Origin of the sequence: Mesorhizobium sp. B3-1-9 (genome assembly GCF_006439595.1) — a bacterium.
Lineage (GTDB): Bacteria > Pseudomonadota > Alphaproteobacteria > Rhizobiales > Rhizobiaceae > Mesorhizobium.
Window position 1 is genome coordinate 80572 of sequence record NZ_VFTJ01000020.1, and the last position, 17177, is coordinate 97748.

Annotated in this window: 21 protein-coding genes and 1 tRNA gene; 7 read left to right on the forward strand and 15 right to left on the reverse strand. The window is 63.8% G+C overall.

Annotated features, from left to right (window positions below):
* Positions 1–314: 314 nt before the first annotated feature.
* Positions 315–3680, reverse strand: a complete 3366-nt coding sequence (locus FJW07_RS26200; RefSeq protein ID WP_246680873.1) for a response regulator — start codon at positions 3678–3680, stop codon at positions 315–317.
* Between the two features lie 199 nt (positions 3681–3879).
* Between FJW07_RS26200 and FJW07_RS26205 the strand changes: the two genes are divergently transcribed.
* Positions 3880–4227 (forward strand): hypothetical protein, encoded by a 348-nt coding sequence (locus FJW07_RS26205; RefSeq protein WP_246680874.1) that lies wholly within the window; start codon positions 3880–3882, stop codon positions 4225–4227.
* 58 nt (positions 4228–4285) lie between these two features.
* On the opposite strand, the gene FJW07_RS26210 is transcribed toward FJW07_RS26205, so the two are convergent.
* The gene (locus tag FJW07_RS26210) at positions 4286–5164 is read right to left on the reverse strand and encodes a DUF2865 domain-containing protein (RefSeq protein ID WP_246680875.1); all 879 of its coding nucleotides are present in this window, start codon (positions 5162–5164) and stop codon (positions 4286–4288) included.
* A gap of 343 nt (positions 5165–5507) precedes the next feature.
* On the opposite strand from FJW07_RS26210, the gene FJW07_RS26215 reads away from it, so the two are divergent.
* On the forward strand, positions 5508–5723 hold the full coding sequence (locus tag FJW07_RS26215; RefSeq protein ID WP_140647904.1) for a hypothetical protein: 216 nt from the start codon (positions 5508–5510) through the stop codon (positions 5721–5723).
* Between the two features lie 99 nt (positions 5724–5822).
* On the opposite strand, the gene FJW07_RS26220 is transcribed toward FJW07_RS26215, so the two are convergent.
* From FJW07_RS26220 to FJW07_RS31815, 6 genes are all read right to left on the reverse strand, one after another.
* Positions 5823–6182, reverse strand: coding sequence for a hypothetical protein (locus FJW07_RS26220; protein ID WP_181175324.1), 360 nt, complete (start codon positions 6180–6182; stop codon positions 5823–5825).
* A 274-nt stretch (positions 6183–6456) separates the two neighbouring features.
* Complete coding sequence (locus tag FJW07_RS26225) at positions 6457–7296, reverse strand: glutathione S-transferase family protein (RefSeq protein ID WP_140859301.1); 840 nt, start codon at positions 7294–7296, stop codon at positions 6457–6459.
* Between the two features lie 22 nt (positions 7297–7318).
* Positions 7319–7900, reverse strand: a complete 582-nt coding sequence (locus tag FJW07_RS26230) for a VOC family protein (RefSeq protein ID WP_140647901.1) — start codon at positions 7898–7900, stop codon at positions 7319–7321.
* 193 nt (positions 7901–8093) lie between these two features.
* Entirely contained in the window at positions 8094–8375 is a 282-nt protein-coding gene (locus tag FJW07_RS26235) for a hypothetical protein (RefSeq protein ID WP_140859302.1), read from the reverse strand.
* Positions 8376–8499: 124 nt separating this feature from the next.
* On the reverse strand, positions 8500–8877 hold the full coding sequence (locus FJW07_RS26240; protein WP_181182725.1) for a helix-turn-helix transcriptional regulator: 378 nt from the start codon (positions 8875–8877) through the stop codon (positions 8500–8502).
* 44 nt (positions 8878–8921) lie between these two features.
* Positions 8922–9095, reverse strand: a complete 174-nt coding sequence (locus FJW07_RS31815) for a hypothetical protein (RefSeq protein ID WP_181182233.1) — start codon at positions 9093–9095, stop codon at positions 8922–8924.
* A 266-nt stretch (positions 9096–9361) separates the two neighbouring features.
* Here FJW07_RS31815 and FJW07_RS26245 point away from each other — a divergent pair, with 266 nt between their 5' ends.
* Both FJW07_RS26245 and FJW07_RS26250 read left to right on the forward strand, forming a co-directional pair.
* The gene (locus FJW07_RS26245) at positions 9362–10435 is read left to right on the forward strand and encodes a histidine kinase (protein WP_140859304.1); all 1074 of its coding nucleotides are present in this window, start codon (positions 9362–9364) and stop codon (positions 10433–10435) included.
* Positions 10436–10455: 20 nt separating this feature from the next.
* Positions 10456–11121, forward strand: coding sequence for a response regulator transcription factor (locus tag FJW07_RS26250; RefSeq protein WP_140859305.1), 666 nt, complete (start codon positions 10456–10458; stop codon positions 11119–11121).
* Positions 11122–11342: 221 nt separating this feature from the next.
* Here the strand turns inward: FJW07_RS26250 and FJW07_RS31820 are convergent, their stop codons facing one another.
* From FJW07_RS31820 to FJW07_RS26265, 4 genes are all read right to left on the reverse strand, one after another.
* Positions 11343–11513, reverse strand: a complete 171-nt coding sequence (locus FJW07_RS31820; RefSeq protein ID WP_181182726.1) for a hypothetical protein — start codon at positions 11511–11513, stop codon at positions 11343–11345.
* A 163-nt stretch (positions 11514–11676) separates the two neighbouring features.
* A complete protein-coding gene (gene mscL, locus FJW07_RS26255; protein ID WP_140647896.1) occupies positions 11677–12099 on the reverse strand; it encodes a large conductance mechanosensitive channel protein MscL in 423 nt (140 codons plus the stop codon).
* 37 nt (positions 12100–12136) lie between these two features.
* Positions 12137–12478 (reverse strand): DUF2853 family protein, encoded by a 342-nt coding sequence (locus FJW07_RS26260; RefSeq protein ID WP_140859306.1) that lies wholly within the window; start codon positions 12476–12478, stop codon positions 12137–12139.
* A 98-nt stretch (positions 12479–12576) separates the two neighbouring features.
* Positions 12577–12927 carry a YidB family protein gene (locus FJW07_RS26265; RefSeq protein ID WP_140859307.1) on the reverse strand — a complete coding sequence of 117 codons (351 nt, stop codon included), beginning with the start codon at positions 12925–12927 and terminating at the stop codon, positions 12577–12579.
* A gap of 425 nt (positions 12928–13352) precedes the next feature.
* Here FJW07_RS26265 and FJW07_RS26270 point away from each other — a divergent pair, with 425 nt between their 5' ends.
* The 3 genes from FJW07_RS26270 to FJW07_RS26280 are packed head-to-tail and all read left to right on the forward strand — an operon-like array spanning position 13353 to position 16082.
* Entirely contained in the window at positions 13353–13706 is a 354-nt protein-coding gene (locus FJW07_RS26270) for a hypothetical protein (protein WP_140647894.1), read from the forward strand.
* Position 13707: 1 nt separating this feature from the next.
* A complete protein-coding gene (locus FJW07_RS26275; RefSeq protein WP_140859308.1) occupies positions 13708–15576 on the forward strand; it encodes an OmpA family protein in 1869 nt (622 codons plus the stop codon).
* A 17-nt stretch (positions 15577–15593) separates the two neighbouring features.
* Entirely contained in the window at positions 15594–16082 is a 489-nt protein-coding gene (locus FJW07_RS26280; protein WP_246674413.1) for a hypothetical protein, read from the forward strand.
* 32 nt (positions 16083–16114) lie between these two features.
* Here the strand turns inward: FJW07_RS26280 and FJW07_RS26285 are convergent.
* The 3 genes from FJW07_RS26285 to FJW07_RS26295 form a co-directional block, all read right to left on the reverse strand.
* Positions 16115–16189: transfer RNA gene (locus FJW07_RS26285), tRNA-Glu, on the reverse strand.
* A 190-nt stretch (positions 16190–16379) separates the two neighbouring features.
* Positions 16380–16793, reverse strand: a complete 414-nt coding sequence (locus FJW07_RS26290) for a VOC family protein (RefSeq protein WP_140647892.1) — start codon at positions 16791–16793, stop codon at positions 16380–16382.
* Positions 16790–17167 (reverse strand): fimbrial protein, encoded by a 378-nt coding sequence (locus tag FJW07_RS26295; RefSeq protein ID WP_140859309.1) that lies wholly within the window; start codon positions 17165–17167, stop codon positions 16790–16792. The genes FJW07_RS26290 and FJW07_RS26295 overlap by 4 nt, the downstream gene beginning before the upstream one ends.
* Positions 17168–17177 lie beyond the last annotated feature (10 nt).

The following is a 17177-nucleotide window of genomic DNA, read 5'->3' on the forward strand; positions in this document are numbered from 1 at the left end:
GTGCGTTGCCTGAATGCCAGAGCGGATCATGGCCTGGCCATCGCCGAAAACAGGTCCGTTGGGGTAGAGTCGACGCTGTTTCTTGTTGGCGGTCGCTGCTCCCGCCCGTAACCGAAGAGCGGAATCAATGTCGTGATTGTCCGAGCTTGGCGTTTGCTTTGGTATGGTGCGATCGCACCATACGCATGCGTCAACGCCCTGCGCCCGCCAGCCGGCTAAAATCCGCCTTGACTCTTGATTTCGCGCAGTTCCGGGACGGACGGCTACGCGAAGGCGCCGGAGCTTGAGCGTTTCACGCTTTTCCCGATATTGCTCTAACCTGCGTTGCGCCGGGTCTCGACGTCCGAGCCCAGCCATCGCTTGAGCTTTTCGAGCAGCGCCCGCGGACTGATCGGCTTCGGCAGGTAATCGTCCATGCCGGCCTCCAGGCAGCGTTCGCGGTCGCCCTTCAGCGCGTGCGCGGTGACGCCGACGATCGGCACATGCGTGCCCATGTCCTCCTCGAGCCTGCGGATGGCGGCCGTCGCCTCCAGCCCGTTCATTTCCGGCATCGACACGTCCATCAGGATCATGCGCGGATTGAGCCTGCCGAAGGCGTCGAGCGCCTTGCGGCCATTGCCGACGATCTCGAAGCGGTAACCGGTCTCGCCGAGGATCTGGGTGAACACCATCTGGTTCACCTCATTGTCCTCGGCGACGAGGATGTCGAGCCCGCGCTCCGCATCGGCAGGGCGTGGACGTGCCCGCGCCGGCGGCGGCTGCAGCATGGCGCGGTCCGATGCCGCCGTCTGCGCCGGAGCGGCTTGCGGGGAGCTGCCGGCGCCAATGGCGGGTTGCGGCTGCGCGGCCGTGCTGCTGTGGCGGTGGCGCTGGATGGTCGAGACCAGCGTTTCCAGGAGAATGGAGGAGCGCGCCGGCTTGATCAGCTGCGCATCGATGCCGAGGTCGCGATAGGCCGTGCCGGCAAGCGACTGGTCGACCGAGGTCAGCATGATGATGGGCGTATGCGCCAGGCCCGCCGTGTTGCGCACGATGCGCGCCATCTCGGCGCCGGTCATGCCGGGCATCTGATAGTCGAGCACCACGCAATCGACCGGCACACCATAGGCGGCGGCGGCAATCAGCACCTTCAACCCCTCGGCGCCGCTTTCGGCCGCGCAGGAATCGAACGTCCACGACGCCATCTGCTCGCTCAGGATCGAGCGGTTGACGGCGTTGTCGTCGACGATGAGCACGCGTGCGCCGGTGACATCGACCGGCATGATGCGCTGCCCGCCCTGCTCGGCCCTGGGCAGCGTGACGGTGAACCAGAAGGTCGAGCCCTTGCCTTCGGCGCTGTCGACGCCGATCTCGCCGCCCATCATCTCGACCAGCCGCGAGGTGATGGCAAGGCCAAGCCCGGTGCCCTCATGCCGCCTGGTCGAGGAGGTGTCGACCTGGCTGAATTTCTCGAACACCAGCTTCAGCTTGTCTTCCGGAATGCCGATACCGGTATCCGTCACGGAAATGGTGAGCTTCGTGCCCGCGGGGACCCGGTCGCCCGTCACGTCGACCAGGACATGGCCCTCGTCGGTGAACTTCACGGCGTTGCCGAGCAGGTTGGTGACGATCTGCCTGATCCGGCCGACATCGCCGACGAACTGGCCGTCGAGCCCCGGCTGGACACGAACGATGAGCTCGAGGTCCTTCTCCTTGGCGCGCGTCGACACCAGCGTCGCCACGTCCTCGATCGCCTCGGCGAGATTGAAGGGCGCCGGGTCGAGCACCATCTGGCCGGCATCGATCTTGGAGAAGTCGAGGATGTCGTTGATGATGGTGAGCAGCGCGTTGCCGGATTTGACGATGATGTCCGTGAACGTCTTCTGCTTCGGATCGAGGTCCGACTTTGCCAGCAGCTCTGCCATTCCAAGAACCCCATTCATCGGCGTGCGGATCTCGTGGCTCATATTGGCGAGGAATTCCGACTTGGCCCGGTCGGCGAGCACGGCGCGCCGGCGCGCCTCGCTGAGCTCGGCCTGGCGCTGCTTGAGCTCGGTGATGTCGGTGGTGGAGCCGATCAGATAGAGCGAGCCGTCAGAGGCGATCATCGCGCCCTTGCGGGCGAACTGGTGCCTGACGCTGCCGTCCGGCATCGTCACCGTCTCTTCGATCTCCTGCGTCTCGCCGGTGCGCAGCACTGCCAGGTCGCTGGCGACGAAGGCTTCGCCGTCCGCGCCGAAAATCTCGACATCGGTCTTGCCGACGGCTTCTTCCTTGCTGAAGCCGGTGAGATCGCACCAGCCCTTGTTGACGTAGAACTGCCTGAGGTCCGAGCGCTTGGCGTAGATCGACACCGGCACGTTGTCGATGAGGCTGCGGAACACCTCGTTCTCGCTCATGCTCTGCCGGAGCGCCTGCTCGCGCGCCTTGACGTCGGTGATGTCGGTGCTGGAGCCGACCAGATGCACGGAGCCGTCGATCGCCACCAGCCGGCTCTTGCGCGTCATCAGCTGCCGCACCGTACCGTCGCGGTGGGTGACGGCCTCCTCGATCTCGCGCCCCGAGCCGGTCGCCACGACGTCGGTGTCGTCATTGCTGAAACCGTCCGCCTCTTCCGACGCGAAAAGCTCGCGATCCGTCTTGCCGAGCACCTCGTCCTTGGCGAAGCCGGTCAGCGCGCACCAGGCCTTGTTGACGAATTCAATGCTGAGATCGTCGGCCTTGATGAAGGCGGCCACGGGCAGCTCGTCCATCACGTGCCGGTAGAGGTCGATCTGGCGCATGGAGTCGCGCAACGCCTTCTCGCGCGTCTTGATGTCGGTGATATCGACGCGCACGCCGATGAACGTCCCGTCGTCGGTGCGCATGTCATAGACCTGGTACCAGCGCCCGTCGGCGTTGAGGCGTTCGTAGGCGGAGCTCGGCAAACGGTAGCGCGTGAGCATGGCGTCAAGCCAGCGTTCGGTGTCGACGCCATACAGACCGTCGATTTCGGCGTCGCCGCTCGAGCGGAAGTAGCCGACCGAATGGCCGAGAGACAACGCCTCGCGGAATGTGCGGCCCGGCTGCCAGGCCGGCTTCAGCGCCGGCAGCGTATCCTGCAGCTTGCGGTTGGCGAAGACGAAGCGATCGTCGCGATCGTAGATGATGACGCCCGCCGGCAGCGACTCCAGCACGGTGGCGAGGTTCCTGCGTGCGTCCTCCGCTTCTGTCTCGCGCTGTTTCATGTCGGTGATGTCGACATAGGAGATCAGCCGCTTGCCTCCGGGAAGCGGCGCCAGCGAGGCGATCAGTGTGCGGCCGTCCTTGCGCGGCAACTGCCTGGACCCCGCGGCTCCGGCGCGGATTTCGGCCTCCCGTTCGGCCACATGGCTTTGCCAGGCCTGTTCCTCGCCGCCGAACGGATCGGCGTCACGGCTGGCTTCCATGAGGTCGCGAAAGCGACTGCCGGCCGGAGCGCGCCGCGGATCGATCTTCCAGAAATCGTAGAATGCCCGGTTGACCACCTCCGCCCGCAATTCGGCATCGAGAACGATGACGCCGATCGGCATCGAATCGACCATCAGGCTCAGATTGGCAAGCGCCTCCGAAGTCCCGGCCATATCGTGGACGCCACCGAGAAAGGCCCCGTTGTCGCGCATATCCGCCTTGTTGAAGCTCCGCGCGCTGTCCGCCTCGACAGTTCCGTCCGTGTCCGCCATTCCTACCCCCAAGGACCGAACCGTGCCGGTCCGTCGGCGGAATGTGCCCGACAAGCATTAACGATCCGCTAACCATAATGATTGCAACCGCCTGCCGCCGGTCCCGTTGAGCCAGATTCCGGTTGTGGCGCCGGCTGCGATAATCCGCCCGTTGGCGATAGAGGCAACGACGCATTATAAGGTGCCTGAGGTGTTGCTAATGTTTGGTCGAATCGCGGCTTTCGTCCTGTGCCCGGCGCTGCTTGCAGCGGGCGGCTGCGTGCGCAGCGACGACGGCACGGTGATCGTTCCCAGCCGGATGGATGTCAGGCGTGTCTGGGACGAGGCGCCGCCGGGAACGACCGGGCCGCGGCAGATCGCGTCGGACGTCTTTCCTCTGCCGCCAGGCCCGCCGCCGGGCCCGGCCGTCCGGCGCTACCCCAGGCGCGCTTCGATGACGCCATCCCTGAGCCAGGACATGCCGGACGAGTCTTCCGGCGAGCAGAGACCCCTCGCCTGCAGGAATGTCGGCGAAAACGGCAGGCGCTACCGGGTCGTCTGCGAATAATGTTGCCTGGTCAAAATAGCCAGGCGGCCCTGCCGCAAGGCAGGGGAAGATGGCCCGATCAATTCGCGGGGAAGAAGGCCGGCCCGACCACGCGCACCGGCTTTGCATCTGCCGGGACAAGCGCCTCGGGCTGCGCGATCGAGCTGGTCGCATCCGCTCCCGCGCCCTGAGCACCGCTCGATGGAATCTCCGAGACCGTGCCCATGTCCGGCCTTGATGTCGGCAAGGGAATGATGGCGTTTTCCATGTTGCGCGGCCTCACCGTGCGCGCCCTGAGCTCGGCCACTCGCTGGGAGTAGCGCTTGAGGTCGCAGGCCTTGAACTCGGCGGCATCGCGATAGCGGAAGGCGGTTGGGAGTTCGGTATAGGGCTTGCGCGTCTCGACCGCGACCATCTGGTCGGTCTCAAGGCTCGGATCGCTCAGCGTATAGAGATCGACACCCGCATCGTCGCAGATGTAGCGGCATTGATCGACCGTATCTTTGAGGTCCCCGCCTCGCGCGAATTGCGAATTCGGTGCAGGGAAGAAATAGCCGTCCGAGAGGCGAACGCAAAACAGCATCGCATTCCCTCCATATGCCGGGGTGGAAGCCTCTGGGTTGGACGCCTGCTGCTGCGGCGCCTGCTGCCGCTTGGGAGCCCCCTGACAGCCAAGCGCCACGTATCTCGCCTGCAACCCGGAGGAGTCGCGGCCGGAATTGCCGATGCTGGCGATCCGGCGCTGCACCTCGGTCCGATTCCGGGCAAGATCCGCGCAGGCATTGAAGAAGCCCCCGACGGCGCCGACGGCGATGCAGCGGCGCTGCCTCTCCAGCCCCTGGATCGCGGCGAGCTGGCGCCGCAGTTGCCCAAGCTCGGGGCTCGCCGCGTCGCGGCCGCCGGACAGGATCTGGCTTCTCAGCGCCGAGCAAGAATCGGCATAAGAAACCTGCGTCATCGCCAAGATCGCCATGACCACCAGCAATGATATCTTAAGAAGCCGCAACCTCGTCATCGGGCGCCACCCCTGTTCGAAGATTTAATTGATACAAGCTAATTGAGAGATAACTCATATACACAAAGCTTAGCCGGGAGCTCACCTATATGATCCAAGTGTTACGCTAAAGCTTGTGAAGCGAATATTACGCTTTCATTTCAAGATTGAGACAGTAGCCGAAAAACCATTTTCAGGGCGGCCAAAGCGGGGCCGCTGCGCGATCACGGACTGCTGATGAAACCTTTGACCGGCGATAAACGTTGTTGGCGTTGATGTGAGCCGCGCAGTGCAGAGGAGACTGAAGATGTCCATTCACTTCACCGTCTCTGGCTTGACCAGGAACCTGATCCATTCTCTTGGGCTGGATCATGAGCAGGCGCCGAGACCCCTTACCCCCGAACAAAGCCTTCTGCTGGATTGCTACCTGGCCGGGCAGATCCCGGACTCCGCCTGGAACGATTACGTCTTCGAGATGCCGGAATTGGAAAAACACGCCCAGGTCAGGCGCGCACGCGGTTGACTTGAGCGCGGCACGGCCGGGCTCGGCGCCTTAGAGGACTTCCAGGAAAGTGCAAGTGGCTAAAGCGCGTCGCCTGAATCCGTTTCAGCGCGACGCGTTTTAGGTCTTCGGCGAATTGAACTGCAGCGTGAAGACGTTTCCGGCAACGCCTTGCGCCAGCGACGGCGAAAAGCTGAGCGGCAGGCAATCGTTCAGGGCCTTGGTCGCCGCATCGACATAGGCCTTGCGCGTCTTGTCGTCGCCGCTGACATGGATGGCGGTCGTCCTCGGCGGCCCGATCAGCGTGCCGTCGCGCTTGAAGCTGAAGCTGAGCGTGACCGAGGAATTGTCGGAATTGGCCGGCGGTGTCCAGCAGGCGAGCAACGCAGCACCGACCTCGTTCATGCTGCTGAGCGACGCGGCGGCCGATGGAAACGGCGCGATCGACAGCGCGCCCGCCATCATCAAGGATCTTGCCATGTTCATCGCGGATTCCTCGTTGCCATCGCTCAACCGCCTGGCGGCATCGTACGACCCATGACGGAGATGACAATAGGCTTTCAGCCCGCCCGTCGGCACCGCAATCATACTGTCGTGATTGCGGCGCGATGGCCGCGAAAAAAAAGCAAAAGGCCGGCACGGAGCCGACCTTTCCCTTGCCTCGTCATGGCGCCAGTACATCCGTGGTCGCCGCGAGGACTGCGACCAGTAGACAGGCCTTAGGTAAACGAAACCTTAACCCCGCGAGGCACTGCTACGCCCTGGCCTGCGATTTCACATGCGCGATGTAGCCGCGCACGTCGCCGGCGGGTTCGGCATAAGCCTTGCCGAGCTTTTTCTCCAGCGCCGCCATATACTCGTTCGCCCATTTGGGCAGCACGTAGTCGATGACCGCCAGGAATTCGAGCGTTGCCGCCAGCCTTATATCGGCGATCGACGGGTTGTTGCCGCCGATGAACGGTTTGCCGTCGCGGAAGAAGGAATGAAACACCTCGAGCGGCTCCGCGATCGCAGCCATCGCCGCCTTCTGCGCTTCCGATTTCTTGTCGGGATGGGCGTCGCCGTGGCCGACCTCGCCGGCATATTGCGGGAAGCCGAGCGCCGGATATGTCGCGCGCGCGACATACGGATAAAGTGTGCCGACCAGATAGAACATGGCGCTGTCGATCATCGCCCGCTTGGCCGGCGCCTTCGGATAGAACTTATCTAGCCCGTGCTTGTTGGCGAGATACTGCATGATGGCGCAGCTTTCCCACAGCACGCCGCGCGGCAGGCCCTTATCCTCGATCATCGGCGTCAGATGCGCCGGATTGCGCGCCAGGAATTCGGGCGAACGCGTATGGCCCCAGGCATCGGTCTCCGTCGGATCGAGCCCGGCCGCGCGCGCGAACACCCGCACCGTCATGTTGTTGACGCTCGGCCTCAGCACGCTGAGTTTCACGCCGGGCTTCTTGGCCGGCTTCGCTTTGGGCGCCACTTTTGCCGCCGGCTTTGACGCCGCCTTGGCCGAAGCTTTGGCGGCCGGCCTGGCCGCCGCTTTCGGCACCGCCTTGGCCGCGGGTTTCTTTGCACTCTTCGCTGCAGCTTTTGCCATGTCGGTCCTCCCTCTGACCCGGTTAATAAGGATTTTTAGCCGCCCTGTTTTCCGACAGGGTTTCGCGTGACCGCTCGACCAGCGCCTGGATGGCGTCGGCCAGATGCAGTTCGGCGATGTTGTAGTCGCCGCGCGCCACGCGGATCTTGTGCGCCTCCATCAGGACGTCTGCATGGGTGAAGCCGGCCGGCGGCTCGAAGCGGTAGGAAGCAAGCTCGATCAACAGCCCCAGCGGATCCTCGAAATAGATCGAGTCCATGAAACCGCGATCCTTCACACCGCTGTGCTTGATGCCGCGCTCGTCGAGCCGGGCGACCGCCTGCAGGAAGGTGACCCGCGACACCGAGAACGCGATGTGGTGGACGCAGCCGATATCGGTCGGTGTCCGCCGCTTGACGGGGACCCGAGTCTCGTCGGTGAAGACCGTAATCAAACGCCCGTCGCCCGGATCGAAATAGAGATGGCTTTCGCTCGCCTTGTCGAGATTGGGCTGCTCGAAGATGAAGGGCATGCCGAGCACGCCCTCCCAGAAGTCGATCGAGGTCTGGCGCCCGGCACCGACCAGCGTAATGTGATGAACGCCTTGCGACTGCAGCTTCCGCATTGGCTCCTCCCCGCCTGCACTTGCGCCTTGCCGGTTTCCAGGTGCCTGGCCGCGCTCGGATCAGCCTCGGCACGCGACCACCGCCCGGTTCTCGTGCGCTCCGCATTCCGCATCCTGTCGGATCGCGGCCGGAGCGCTGATGAGGGGATGCTAATTCAATCCGGGACGTTACGCCAGAAGCGCCGCCGGGCCTTCACTGCGGTTGCGAGCCGTTGCCGCCGTCGGCGATGATGCGGATCGATCGCTGCTGTCCGGTTTGGATTCGGATGGCGGCCAGGCACTCACTCGATTCATGACCCCAGTTCTGCCCCGTGCAGGCAAAGTCGATCCCCGATCGGGGAACGATGCGCTGCTCTTTGCCAGCGGTGTTGACGGCAAGCGGATCCGGATCACGCGCGGCGGAAGAGGTAACGCTTGATAGCCAACCGATGGCGATCAGCATCAGACAACAGCCGCATCCGATCAGGACGGCCATTCGCCACTCGGAGATCCCCCTCAGCGGCCACGGGGAACGGCTCTCTGTCGCGTTCATCTCACTCACCCACGCTTTGCCTGCCGATCTCGAAGCGCGCGCGGCGCCGCCGCGGGCGTCTCGATCCTCAGGTCAGGATCCACGCCACGGTCCTGCCGGTATCGGCCGGAACGCCGCCGATACCAGCGGACAGATGAGGCGAAATGGCACCGAGGGGCACATCCAGGATGTGCGCGATTGCCTTGAGGGTCCGGGTGGAGGCCGTCTTTCCGGAGCGCTCTATCTGCGACAGCATGCTCGGGGTTATTCCGGCTTGGGCGGCGAGTTGCCTTCCGCTCAGGCCGCGCAGGACCCTGACGGCGCGAACCGGGTTCTCGCCGGCGGCGATCCTGTCGAGGACGCGCTTGGGCAAAGGACTATTGAGGGCAGGCTCATCGAGCTCGCTCACACCCGCCATCGCGGTCCGCTTGAGTATGCGGAACTGGGATTCCGGCAGCACGACCATGCGCTCTTTCGAGCCTGGGTGCTTGATGAATTGGACGTTTAGCTTCATGGCGACCGGCGTTCGGGTTTGGCTTGCTGCGCGGCTCGAGACGGAGCCTCGATTACCTGAAAATAAAAAGCACGAAGATCAGAAATGAGATCGACAGGATCGCGGCTACCGACAGAAGCGCCAATATCTGAAAGCTGATCGGCAACTGCCGAAACCGTCTCCACGTCCACGGTTCCTTTTCCCAGTGCTGAAATCGCGGCAACCCCAGCTCCCTCGGTCTGAGCCCGTCGTGCCGGCGAACCGGACGAAGATCATCGTTTCAAACCACGTCGACAGGTTGCCGATGTCGACGACCTTCGACCTAGCCCCTTTGGCGGGGGCGTGACATCTGTCGAAAGTCAGGGGCGATGATGACGAAAGTCATATTCGTTTGCGGCCGGTTCGGGCTTACGTCAAAGTCGACTGCCGCGTCCTGCGGCTGTTTTTGCGAGAACGAATGATCGATATCGGCACAGAATTACTGCCGGCCGCGCAAGCGGAAGTCATCGGGCTTGCTGTTTTGCGGGCCGACAGGACAGTTCAGCAAAAAGTGGGGCGCCTGGTCGAGTGGCTCCCCGCCCTTGGAGCGGACTGCTGCCTGTGCACGCTCCTGGTCGGGATGGAGGCCGAGATGGCGGCCTTGTCCGAGGGACGCCGCGATCTGATCGCCTTGTCGGGCGTGCGGGCCGAATTGCCGGGGCTGGACCGTCCCGTCACCGCGGTCATCCTGTGGAATGGCGATCGATCGCACTACGTCGTGATCGCGATGCCCGACTTCACGGCGCGCCAGGCCGAGATCATGTTCGAAAGCGAGCGGCGCGCCCGACGCTTGATGGAGCAGCAGCTCGAAGCCGCCAATTCCGAGGTGCGCTTCGCCTCGCTCGCCCGCACGCGCCTTCGCTTGGCGCGCGACCTCCACGACACGCTCGTGCATTCGATCGTCGCATTGCTGACGCAAATCCGGCTGACCAGGCACTTCCTGGCGACCGATCCAGCCCGTGTTTCAGACGGGCTCGCAATTGCCGAGGAAGCCGCGATAACCGGCTTGGCGCGGGCGCGCGACGCCATCGCCCGGCTCAGGATGCCCGACGACCTCGAACCGGGTTCGGATGTCGAGAAGATGCTGTCGGACTTCGCGCAGCAGACCGGCATCGAGGTTTCCATGCAAATCGATGATGGAGCCCGCCCCGGGCTGCAGGATCACGAGACGACGGTTCGGCGTATCGTCGGCGAAGCGTTGCGCAACGTCGAGGCGCATGCGAAGGCGCGACGGGTCCGGTTCGACGCGGCCGTGGAAAGAACCGAAGCTGGCGCAAGACTCATTGTCGATGTCCGCGACGACGGACGCGGCTTTGACGGGACGATCCCCAAACAGGGACATTTCGGGCTGATTGGAATGGTCGAATTCGCCGAGCTCGCGGGGGGACAATGCGCGGTGGAAAGCGCGCCGGGGGCGGGCACGCTGGTTCGGACGACCCTTCCCCTGACCGTGCCGGCAACGAACGACCGGTCCGGCGCCGTGGGTGCGTAGAAAGTTGGGGGTGTAGCAAGATGACCGATCCGCGCCTGACATCCGAAAGGATACGCGTGCTGATCGCCGAGGATCAGACATTGATCCGGGAAGGCCTTGCCACGCTGCTTGCCCAGCAAAACGACGATTTCGAAATTGTCGGCGCCGCGGCCGACGGCGAGCAGGCGATCGAGTTCGCGCGCCGGTATCGCCCGGACGTCGTCCTGATGGATCTGCAAATGCCGCGCGCCGACGGCGTTACGGCAACCCAGCGTATCCTGCGCGAATTTCCAGGAACCGGCATCGTGGTCCTGACCACGTTCGAGACCAACGACCTGATTTTCGAGGCTGTCAGCGCCGGAGCCAAGGCATATCTGCTGAAGGACTCGAGGATCGACGAGATCGCGGCGACGATCCGGACCGTGGCGAACGGCCAATCCGCGCTTTCACCCGGTGTCGCCGCGAAAATTCTTGAGGAATTCAAGCGATTGCGTCCGCGCCACGCCCCGGCGAGCCCGCCGTTGCGTGGCGACCTCACCGCGCGCGAGAACGAAATCCTCAAACTGATCGTCGAAGGCAAGAGCAATGGCGAAATCGGCGCCCAACTGCATTTGGCCGAAGGTACGATAAAGAACTACGTCAGCACGATCCTCGAAAAGTGCGGCGCCAAGAACCGGACCGAACTGGCCATAAAAACGATAGGCTGAACGGCCGTTCGGTGCGCCGCGACCTTTGGGTTTCTCCCACCGGACCTGCCGGGCGATCGAACGCGCAAAAAGGCCCGCGGCTCCGAGGTTTTTGCGGGGAAGCCACGGGCAGTCTTGTTGCCCGAGTTCCTGCTCTTGGCGGCAGGTCGAGGGAGGCGCCGGTCGACGGCCTCGCTGCAGCTCCGAACGGCTAGCTCTTTGCCCGATTGCGAGCTTCGATCTCACGGAACGCCAGTATGGTCAGGACCATCCCGGCGCTGCCGATCGATGGTCGAGCCGCAAGCAGGCGTATGAGCGCGCGTGATCTGCTCGGCATCCACTTCAGCCAAATGGCGTTTCACGGCCCGCATGGTCTCGTCGACCTTCGTCAGCAATTCCACAACGATCGTCATGTCCGAAGCCTTGCCCATGGTGCGCGTGGGCGACCTTGAAAGCGGAAGGCGGTGCTGGAGATTTCCGCTGATGGCCCTGGGTGGCAAGAGATCGAGAAACGACGCAGGCTGGAGCGGAATCGCGGGCGGGCGGACCGGGGTCCGGCCGCCGCGAACAAATCCGCTATTTTCTCGCGAGCAGGTCGCGGATTTCGGTCAGCAGCGCGACGTCGGCCGGCGGCGGCGCAGCGGCAGGCGCGGGCTTTTCGCGCTCCAGACGCTTGCGCATATTGTTCACGGCCTTGACCATCAGGAAGATGATGAAGGCCAGGATCAGGAAGTTCAGCACGGCAGTGATGAAGCTGCCATAGGCAAAGACGGCGCCCTCTCTCTTGGCATCGGCCAGCGCGGTCGAGTGGACGTTCGAAGACAGCCCGAAGAAGTAATTGTTGAAGTCCAGCCCGCCGAAAATCGCGCCGACGATCGGCATGATGATGTCGTCGACCAGCGAAGTGACGATCTTGCCGAAGGCGGCGCCGATGATGACGCCGACGGCCAAGTCCATCACATTGCCCTTGGAAATGAATTCCTGGAATTCTTTGAGCATCCCCATCTCCTCTTAGCCCATTTGCCTGTTTGCGCCGTCAGGCGAAGGCGTTCTCGCGCCTGAAATGCTTGACGAGCAGGTAGTAGAAGACCGGGCGGTGTTTGTTGCGGTTGGTGCGGCCGTACTGGTCGATGACCATGGCGAGCCCCGCGTCCAGGCCGGCATCGGCCGTCAGCCCCAGTCTTTTGATGAGAAAGTTTTTCTTGACCCGTTCCAGCTCCTCCTTATCCGAGGCCGAAACGGTGGATGCGTCCTTGTCGTAGATCGCCGGACCGCAGCCCTTCGTCACCTTCGTCAAGAGATCCAAATCCGCCGTAAGGCCGCATTTGACCCTCAGGTCCGCCGCATATTTGCTGATCAGTTCGTCCTGCTTGCTCACACGCTTGCCCTCTCGTTTCCGGCTGGACAGCGACTGCCGTCGAACCGCGCGGCCTGGTCGCCGCAAAGCTATGTCTGGATGACCGCTGCCCGTAAGTTTCAGCCGCTCCGCGTCGCGAGCACCCCGTCGGGGCTGGCCTGGTCGACCGCGGCCGGAAGATGCTGCGCCAGGGCGGCGGCCACCTGGTCCAGCGGAATCCCGAACTGGCTCGCCAGTTGCTGAAGACGCTGGTCGCCAAGGGCCGCCTTGATCTCGCCGGGCGCGATCGGAAGATTTGCGGCATTGGTGCTCAGCCAGGATTCGACACGGTCGCCGAGACCCGATTTCTGCAGCATGGCAAGCACACCCTGATAACCGCCGACGCTGGTCAGCGCATCGGCCAAGAGTGACGAGCCTCCGCCCTGCTGTTCGCCTTGCAAGGCGCTTTGTAGACTGTCCAAAAATCCCATCTGGAAACCTCCCGTCGAAAAATCACGTCCGCCGCAGCGCAGCGTTCCGGCGTGCTGATCTAGAGCGTTTCAAGGGGTTGCGACACCTGACGAAGGTCAGGACCGGAGATGACGAAAGTCATATTCGGCAGCAGCCGGATCGCCCTCGAACCGGGCATCGCTCCTGGCAAGGCGGCTCCGCGTCTTTCCCGGTGCGGGGGCTGCTCGGCCTGCATTCGATTCAGCTCGGATTCGATTCAGCCCCGAAGGGCGACTGGCGTGCGAGCAGTCATTGCGATAGGTGACGATTGACAGGGCGGCACAATTGCCACGATCGACGCGAGATAGCTCCCACGAAGGTAATAAGTCGATTGCCTGTCACACGAATTAGGATTTGATATAACGGTCGTCACCGTATCAGTGAGCGTGAGAACCGAGGAAAGAACATGAAAGCCGCCGAGCAAGCCGCAAAAGCCGCGGATGGAGCCGCATCCGCGAACGGATCCGAAGCCAAAATCCATGCCGAAGCGACGATCGACCAGGTTCGCAATCTCCTGTTCGGAGGCGCGCAGCGGTCGCTCGAGAGCAACCTTGCCGACCTGCGCGAGGAGATGCAGGCCACCATCAAGCAGCTCCAGGCGGACTTTGCCAAGGAGCTCGCGACGCTCCAGGCGCACGTCCTGGAACTGGAGCGGGAAACCGAACAGAAGCGGCTCGCCTCGCAAAGGGATATCGGCGCCGCGATTTCGGAGCTTGGAGCAACCATCAGCGGGCTAGGGTCCGGCCGCGCGGGAAAGTAGCATGACGTCCGCCGCCGGCCAGAACCGTGAGATCGAGCAGCTTAGAAAACTGCTCTTTCAAACGGAGGCGGCGCGCCTCGAGGCGCTGGGCGCGGACGTCGCCCTGCTTCAGCAATATATCGGCAGCCCCGACCGTCTGGAAACGGCGACGGCAGACATATTGGTCGCCGCGCTGGAGCGCGCCGAAGTCGTTCGGCCGCGCGAGCTGGCGAACGTCATTGCGCCATCGGTGGTTTCAGCGATCCGCAGCGAGATCAGGAACTCGCGCGACCTCATGGTCGATGCGCTCTACCCGATCACGGGCAGGCTGGTCAGCGCGGCCGTGGCGAACGCTTTCAAGGAACTCGTCGCGCGGCTGGAGCAGCGCCTCAACGCCCTGACATCGACGGAGCTGTGGATCGGGCGCGTCAAGTCGCTGGCGACCGGCCGGCCGATCAGCGAGTTCGTTCTGGCAAACGCCAGTCCGCCGCGCGTCAACCGGCTGCTGATGATCGAACGCGGCAACGGTCGCCTCGTCGCGGACTGGAGGAGGCAAGAAACCTCCGACGAGCGGGCCGACCTGCTGAGCGCGATGGTCGCAGCGATCCTGGAATTTTCCGTCCAGGCTCTGGCAGGAGAGGGCAATCTGCAGCAGCTCGATTTCGGCGGACGCGAAATCGTGCTTCGCGCCTCGCCCCGGTTCATCCTGGCCGCGGAATGCATCGGCCCGCTTCGCCCCGCCGACAATGACAGGATCAATTCGCTTTTCTTCGACACGATAGAGAACATGGATCGCGGCCTCGACTGCGACGCCGCCATGCTGGCGTCGCTGGCCGCCTCCATCGAAGCCGCTCCCGCCGCGGAGCGTAAAGCACGTCGGGCCGGAAAGGTCGTCCTGTTCGTCCTCGCGGCTCTCGTCGCCGCCGGGCTGGCATGGCTGGCGAGCGTCTATTGGACCCGCACGATGCTGGAGCGGCGCACCAACGATGCGCTCCAGGAACTGGCCGGCAAGCAACCGCTGCTGGAAACGTTTCCCCTGCGCCTGGATTTTGATCACCGCAATCGCAGCGTCTCGGTCTCCGGCATCGAGCCAAGCCAGGTGCAGACGGCTCCGCTGATCGACGCCCTGGCCAAGGCCGCAGCGCCCTATCGGGTCGTCGGCCGGATCGGCGTCGTGCCGGGCACGGAGCAGGTGGCGGCGCTCAGCGCCGACATCGAAGCCCTGCGGCAATCGGTGACCGGCCTCCAGGCGGGTATCGACGAAAACCACCAGGCGATCGCCGAGCTGCGGCAATCTCTTGCCGGCTTGCAGAAGTCCGCCGGCGAGACCGGCGAAGCGGTTGCCGGCCAGAAGCAGTCCCTCGCGGGCTTGCAGGCCCGCATCGACCAGACGCGCGGGCCAAGCGAAGAAGAGCTGCGATCCCTTGCCGGCCTGCGGGCGGGCATTGATGAAACACGCGCGGCGATCGCCGAGGAGACAAAATCCAGGCACCAGCAATACGACGCCCTGCAATCGATGGTCGACAGCCCGGCCGAGCGGCTCGACCGCTTCATGGCCTCGACGGCAATCTTCTTTGGCACAGGCGACGCCTTCGCCGACGACAAGGAGGCTGGGCAGCAGATTGCCAATCTTGCCGGGCTTCTCGCCGGCAACGATCTGAGAATCCGTGTCGTAGGGCACGCGGACGACACTGGGACAGATGTGGCCAACCGGGTAGTTGCCCGCAAGAGAGCCGACCAGGTGGCGCGCAAGCTGGCTGCGCTTGGCGTCGATCCCGCGCGCTTATTTGTGGTTTCGCGCTCGTCATCGCTGCCGATTTCCGACGTGCCGAGCGAAGGCAACCGCCGCGTCACCTTCGAAAACGTGTTCCGCGCCGAGCGCCCTCAATGATGCTCAGCGCAAAGGTCATGCTGCTTGGCGACATGGGTGTGGGCAAGACATCCATCATGTACCGCCTCGTGCACGATCGTTTCGACGGCGAATACAAATCGACGCTCGGCGTCGAGGTGCTGAGCTACGATGTTCCGGCCGATCCGGTTCGCGGCGGCGACGCGGCGCGGCTTGTGCTGTGGGACACCGACGGCGATTTCGGGACGCGTATTTTCGACACCGTTTACGTTACCGGCGCGTCGGCCGCGATCGTCGTGTCGGACGTGACGCGCCCGCAAACCGTGACGCGCATGGTCGAGCTGGTCCGCAGCTTCGAGGCGCGATTTCCGGGCAGGCCATACCGGGCCCTCGTGAACAAGATCGATCTCGCCGAGGCCCCCGGCAGCGCCGAAGAGATCGGCCAGCTGCCGCGATCGAGCGTCAAGTTCGTGAGCGCCAAGAACGGCGAGGGTATAGTCGATGCTTTTGCCGAACTCGCCGAAACGATACGGCGTCGGCAGTTGTAGTTCGGCAAAAAGTTCGGCTTGTTTGATTGTCTTGGTACGCCCAAGGGGAATCGAACCCCTGTTCCCGCCGTGAGAGGGCGGTGTCCTGACCGCTAGACGATGGGCGCGCTCAAGAACCGGCTACATAGGCTGGCGGCCGGGAAAAAGCAACCGAGCAGATTCGCGAAAAGTGTCGTACGGTTTTCCGACAAGAATCTGCGACAAAACAAAAGTCCTAAGCGGAGCATTCATTGGCTTGCCGATGAGTGCTCCGCCTAGGGTTTCGACCGCTTCGCGCGCTTTGCCGGCCGCCACCGGTCAGCCCTGCCGTTTCGGCTCGATCAGGTCCCAGAGATTGCCGTAGAGATCGGAAAAGACGGCCACCGTGCCGTAGGCCTCGAAGCGCGGCGCCTCGCGGAATTCGACACCCTTTGCGAGCATCGCCCGATGGTCGCGGGAAAAATCGTCGGTCTCGAGAAACAGGAAGACGCGGCCGCCGGTCTGGTTGCCGATGCGGCTTTCCTGCTCTTCGCCGGATGCTTCCGCCAGGAGCAGCCGCGCCCCATGGCCCTTCGCCGGCGCGACGGTGACCCAGCGCTTGCCGCCGCCGAGGTCGACATCCTCGCTCAGCACGAAGCCGAGCCGCTCGACATACCAGGCGACCGCCTCGTCGTAATTGGCGACGACGAGCGCCACGGTCGCGACGCTGCGGCGTTCGGCAAAGCCGCTCATTTGTTACGGATCGAGAACTGGCCGATGATGCGGCGCTCGGCGATGTCGTAGACGAAGATCGAATGGCTGCCGTCGGCAAGCTCGGCATCGATCGACAGGCGGTTGCCGGAGAGCGACTGGCTGATCACCTTGGCGCCGACGGGCAGCACGATGTCGCCCGACGGCGGCGCGCCGGCCGGAGCCTGGACATCGCCGGCGGGCGCCGCCACCGGCGCATTGCGGGCTTTGTAGACAAGCGCCCCGATCACCACCATAAGGGCGAGGAACAGTAGGCCGAGATTGACGATCATGAAGCGGACGAGCTTGCGGCGCACGTTCTCGGCCGCGGGGTCGAGCGGCTTTTCCTCATCTTCTTCGGCGATTGGCCGGGCCATGGCTAGACAA

Bases quoted from the DNA above. Each gene is read 5' to 3' on its own strand.
- FJW07_RS26200 (WP_246680873.1), bottom strand. From the start codon at position 3,680: ATGGCGGACACGGACGGAACTGTCGAGGCGGACAGCGCGCGGAGCTTC.
- FJW07_RS26205 (WP_246680874.1), top strand. From the start codon at position 3,880: ATGTTTGGTCGAATCGCGGCTTTCGTCCTGTGCCCGGCGCTGCTTGCA.
- FJW07_RS26210 (WP_246680875.1), bottom strand. From the start codon at position 5,164: ATGACGCAGGTTTCTTATGCCGATTCTTGCTCGGCGCTGAGAAGCCAG.
- FJW07_RS26215 (WP_140647904.1), top strand. From the start codon at position 5,508: ATGTCCATTCACTTCACCGTCTCTGGCTTGACCAGGAACCTGATCCAT.
- FJW07_RS26220 (WP_181175324.1), bottom strand. From the start codon at position 6,182: ATGGCAAGATCCTTGATGATGGCGGGCGCGCTGTCGATCGCGCCGTTT.
- FJW07_RS26225 (WP_140859301.1), bottom strand. From the start codon at position 7,296: ATGGCAAAAGCTGCAGCGAAGAGTGCAAAGAAACCCGCGGCCAAGGCG.
- FJW07_RS26230 (WP_140647901.1), bottom strand. From the start codon at position 7,900: ATGCGGAAGCTGCAGTCGCAAGGCGTTCATCACATTACGCTGGTCGGT.
- FJW07_RS26235 (WP_140859302.1), bottom strand. From the start codon at position 8,375: ATGGCCGTCCTGATCGGATGCGGCTGTTGTCTGATGCTGATCGCCATC.
- FJW07_RS26240 (WP_181182725.1), bottom strand. From the start codon at position 8,877: ATGGTCGTGCTGCCGGAATCCCAGTTCCGCATACTCAAGCGGACCGCG.
- FJW07_RS26245 (WP_140859304.1), top strand. From the start codon at position 9,362: ATGATCGATATCGGCACAGAATTACTGCCGGCCGCGCAAGCGGAAGTC.
- FJW07_RS26250 (WP_140859305.1), top strand. From the start codon at position 10,456: ATGACCGATCCGCGCCTGACATCCGAAAGGATACGCGTGCTGATCGCC.
- FJW07_RS31820 (WP_181182726.1), bottom strand. From the start codon at position 11,513: ATGACGATCGTTGTGGAATTGCTGACGAAGGTCGACGAGACCATGCGG.
- mscL (WP_140647896.1), bottom strand. From the start codon at position 12,099: ATGCTCAAAGAATTCCAGGAATTCATTTCCAAGGGCAATGTGATGGAC.
- FJW07_RS26265 (WP_140859307.1), bottom strand. From the start codon at position 12,927: ATGGGATTTTTGGACAGTCTACAAAGCGCCTTGCAAGGCGAACAGCAG.
- FJW07_RS26270 (WP_140647894.1), top strand. From the start codon at position 13,353: ATGAAAGCCGCCGAGCAAGCCGCAAAAGCCGCGGATGGAGCCGCATCC.
- FJW07_RS26275 (WP_140859308.1), top strand. From the start codon at position 13,708: ATGACGTCCGCCGCCGGCCAGAACCGTGAGATCGAGCAGCTTAGAAAA.
- FJW07_RS26280 (WP_246674413.1), top strand. From the start codon at position 15,594: ATGCTGCTTGGCGACATGGGTGTGGGCAAGACATCCATCATGTACCGC.
- FJW07_RS26290 (WP_140647892.1), bottom strand. From the start codon at position 16,793: ATGAGCGGCTTTGCCGAACGCCGCAGCGTCGCGACCGTGGCGCTCGTC.
- FJW07_RS26295 (WP_140859309.1), bottom strand. From the start codon at position 17,167: ATGGCCCGGCCAATCGCCGAAGAAGATGAGGAAAAGCCGCTCGACCCC.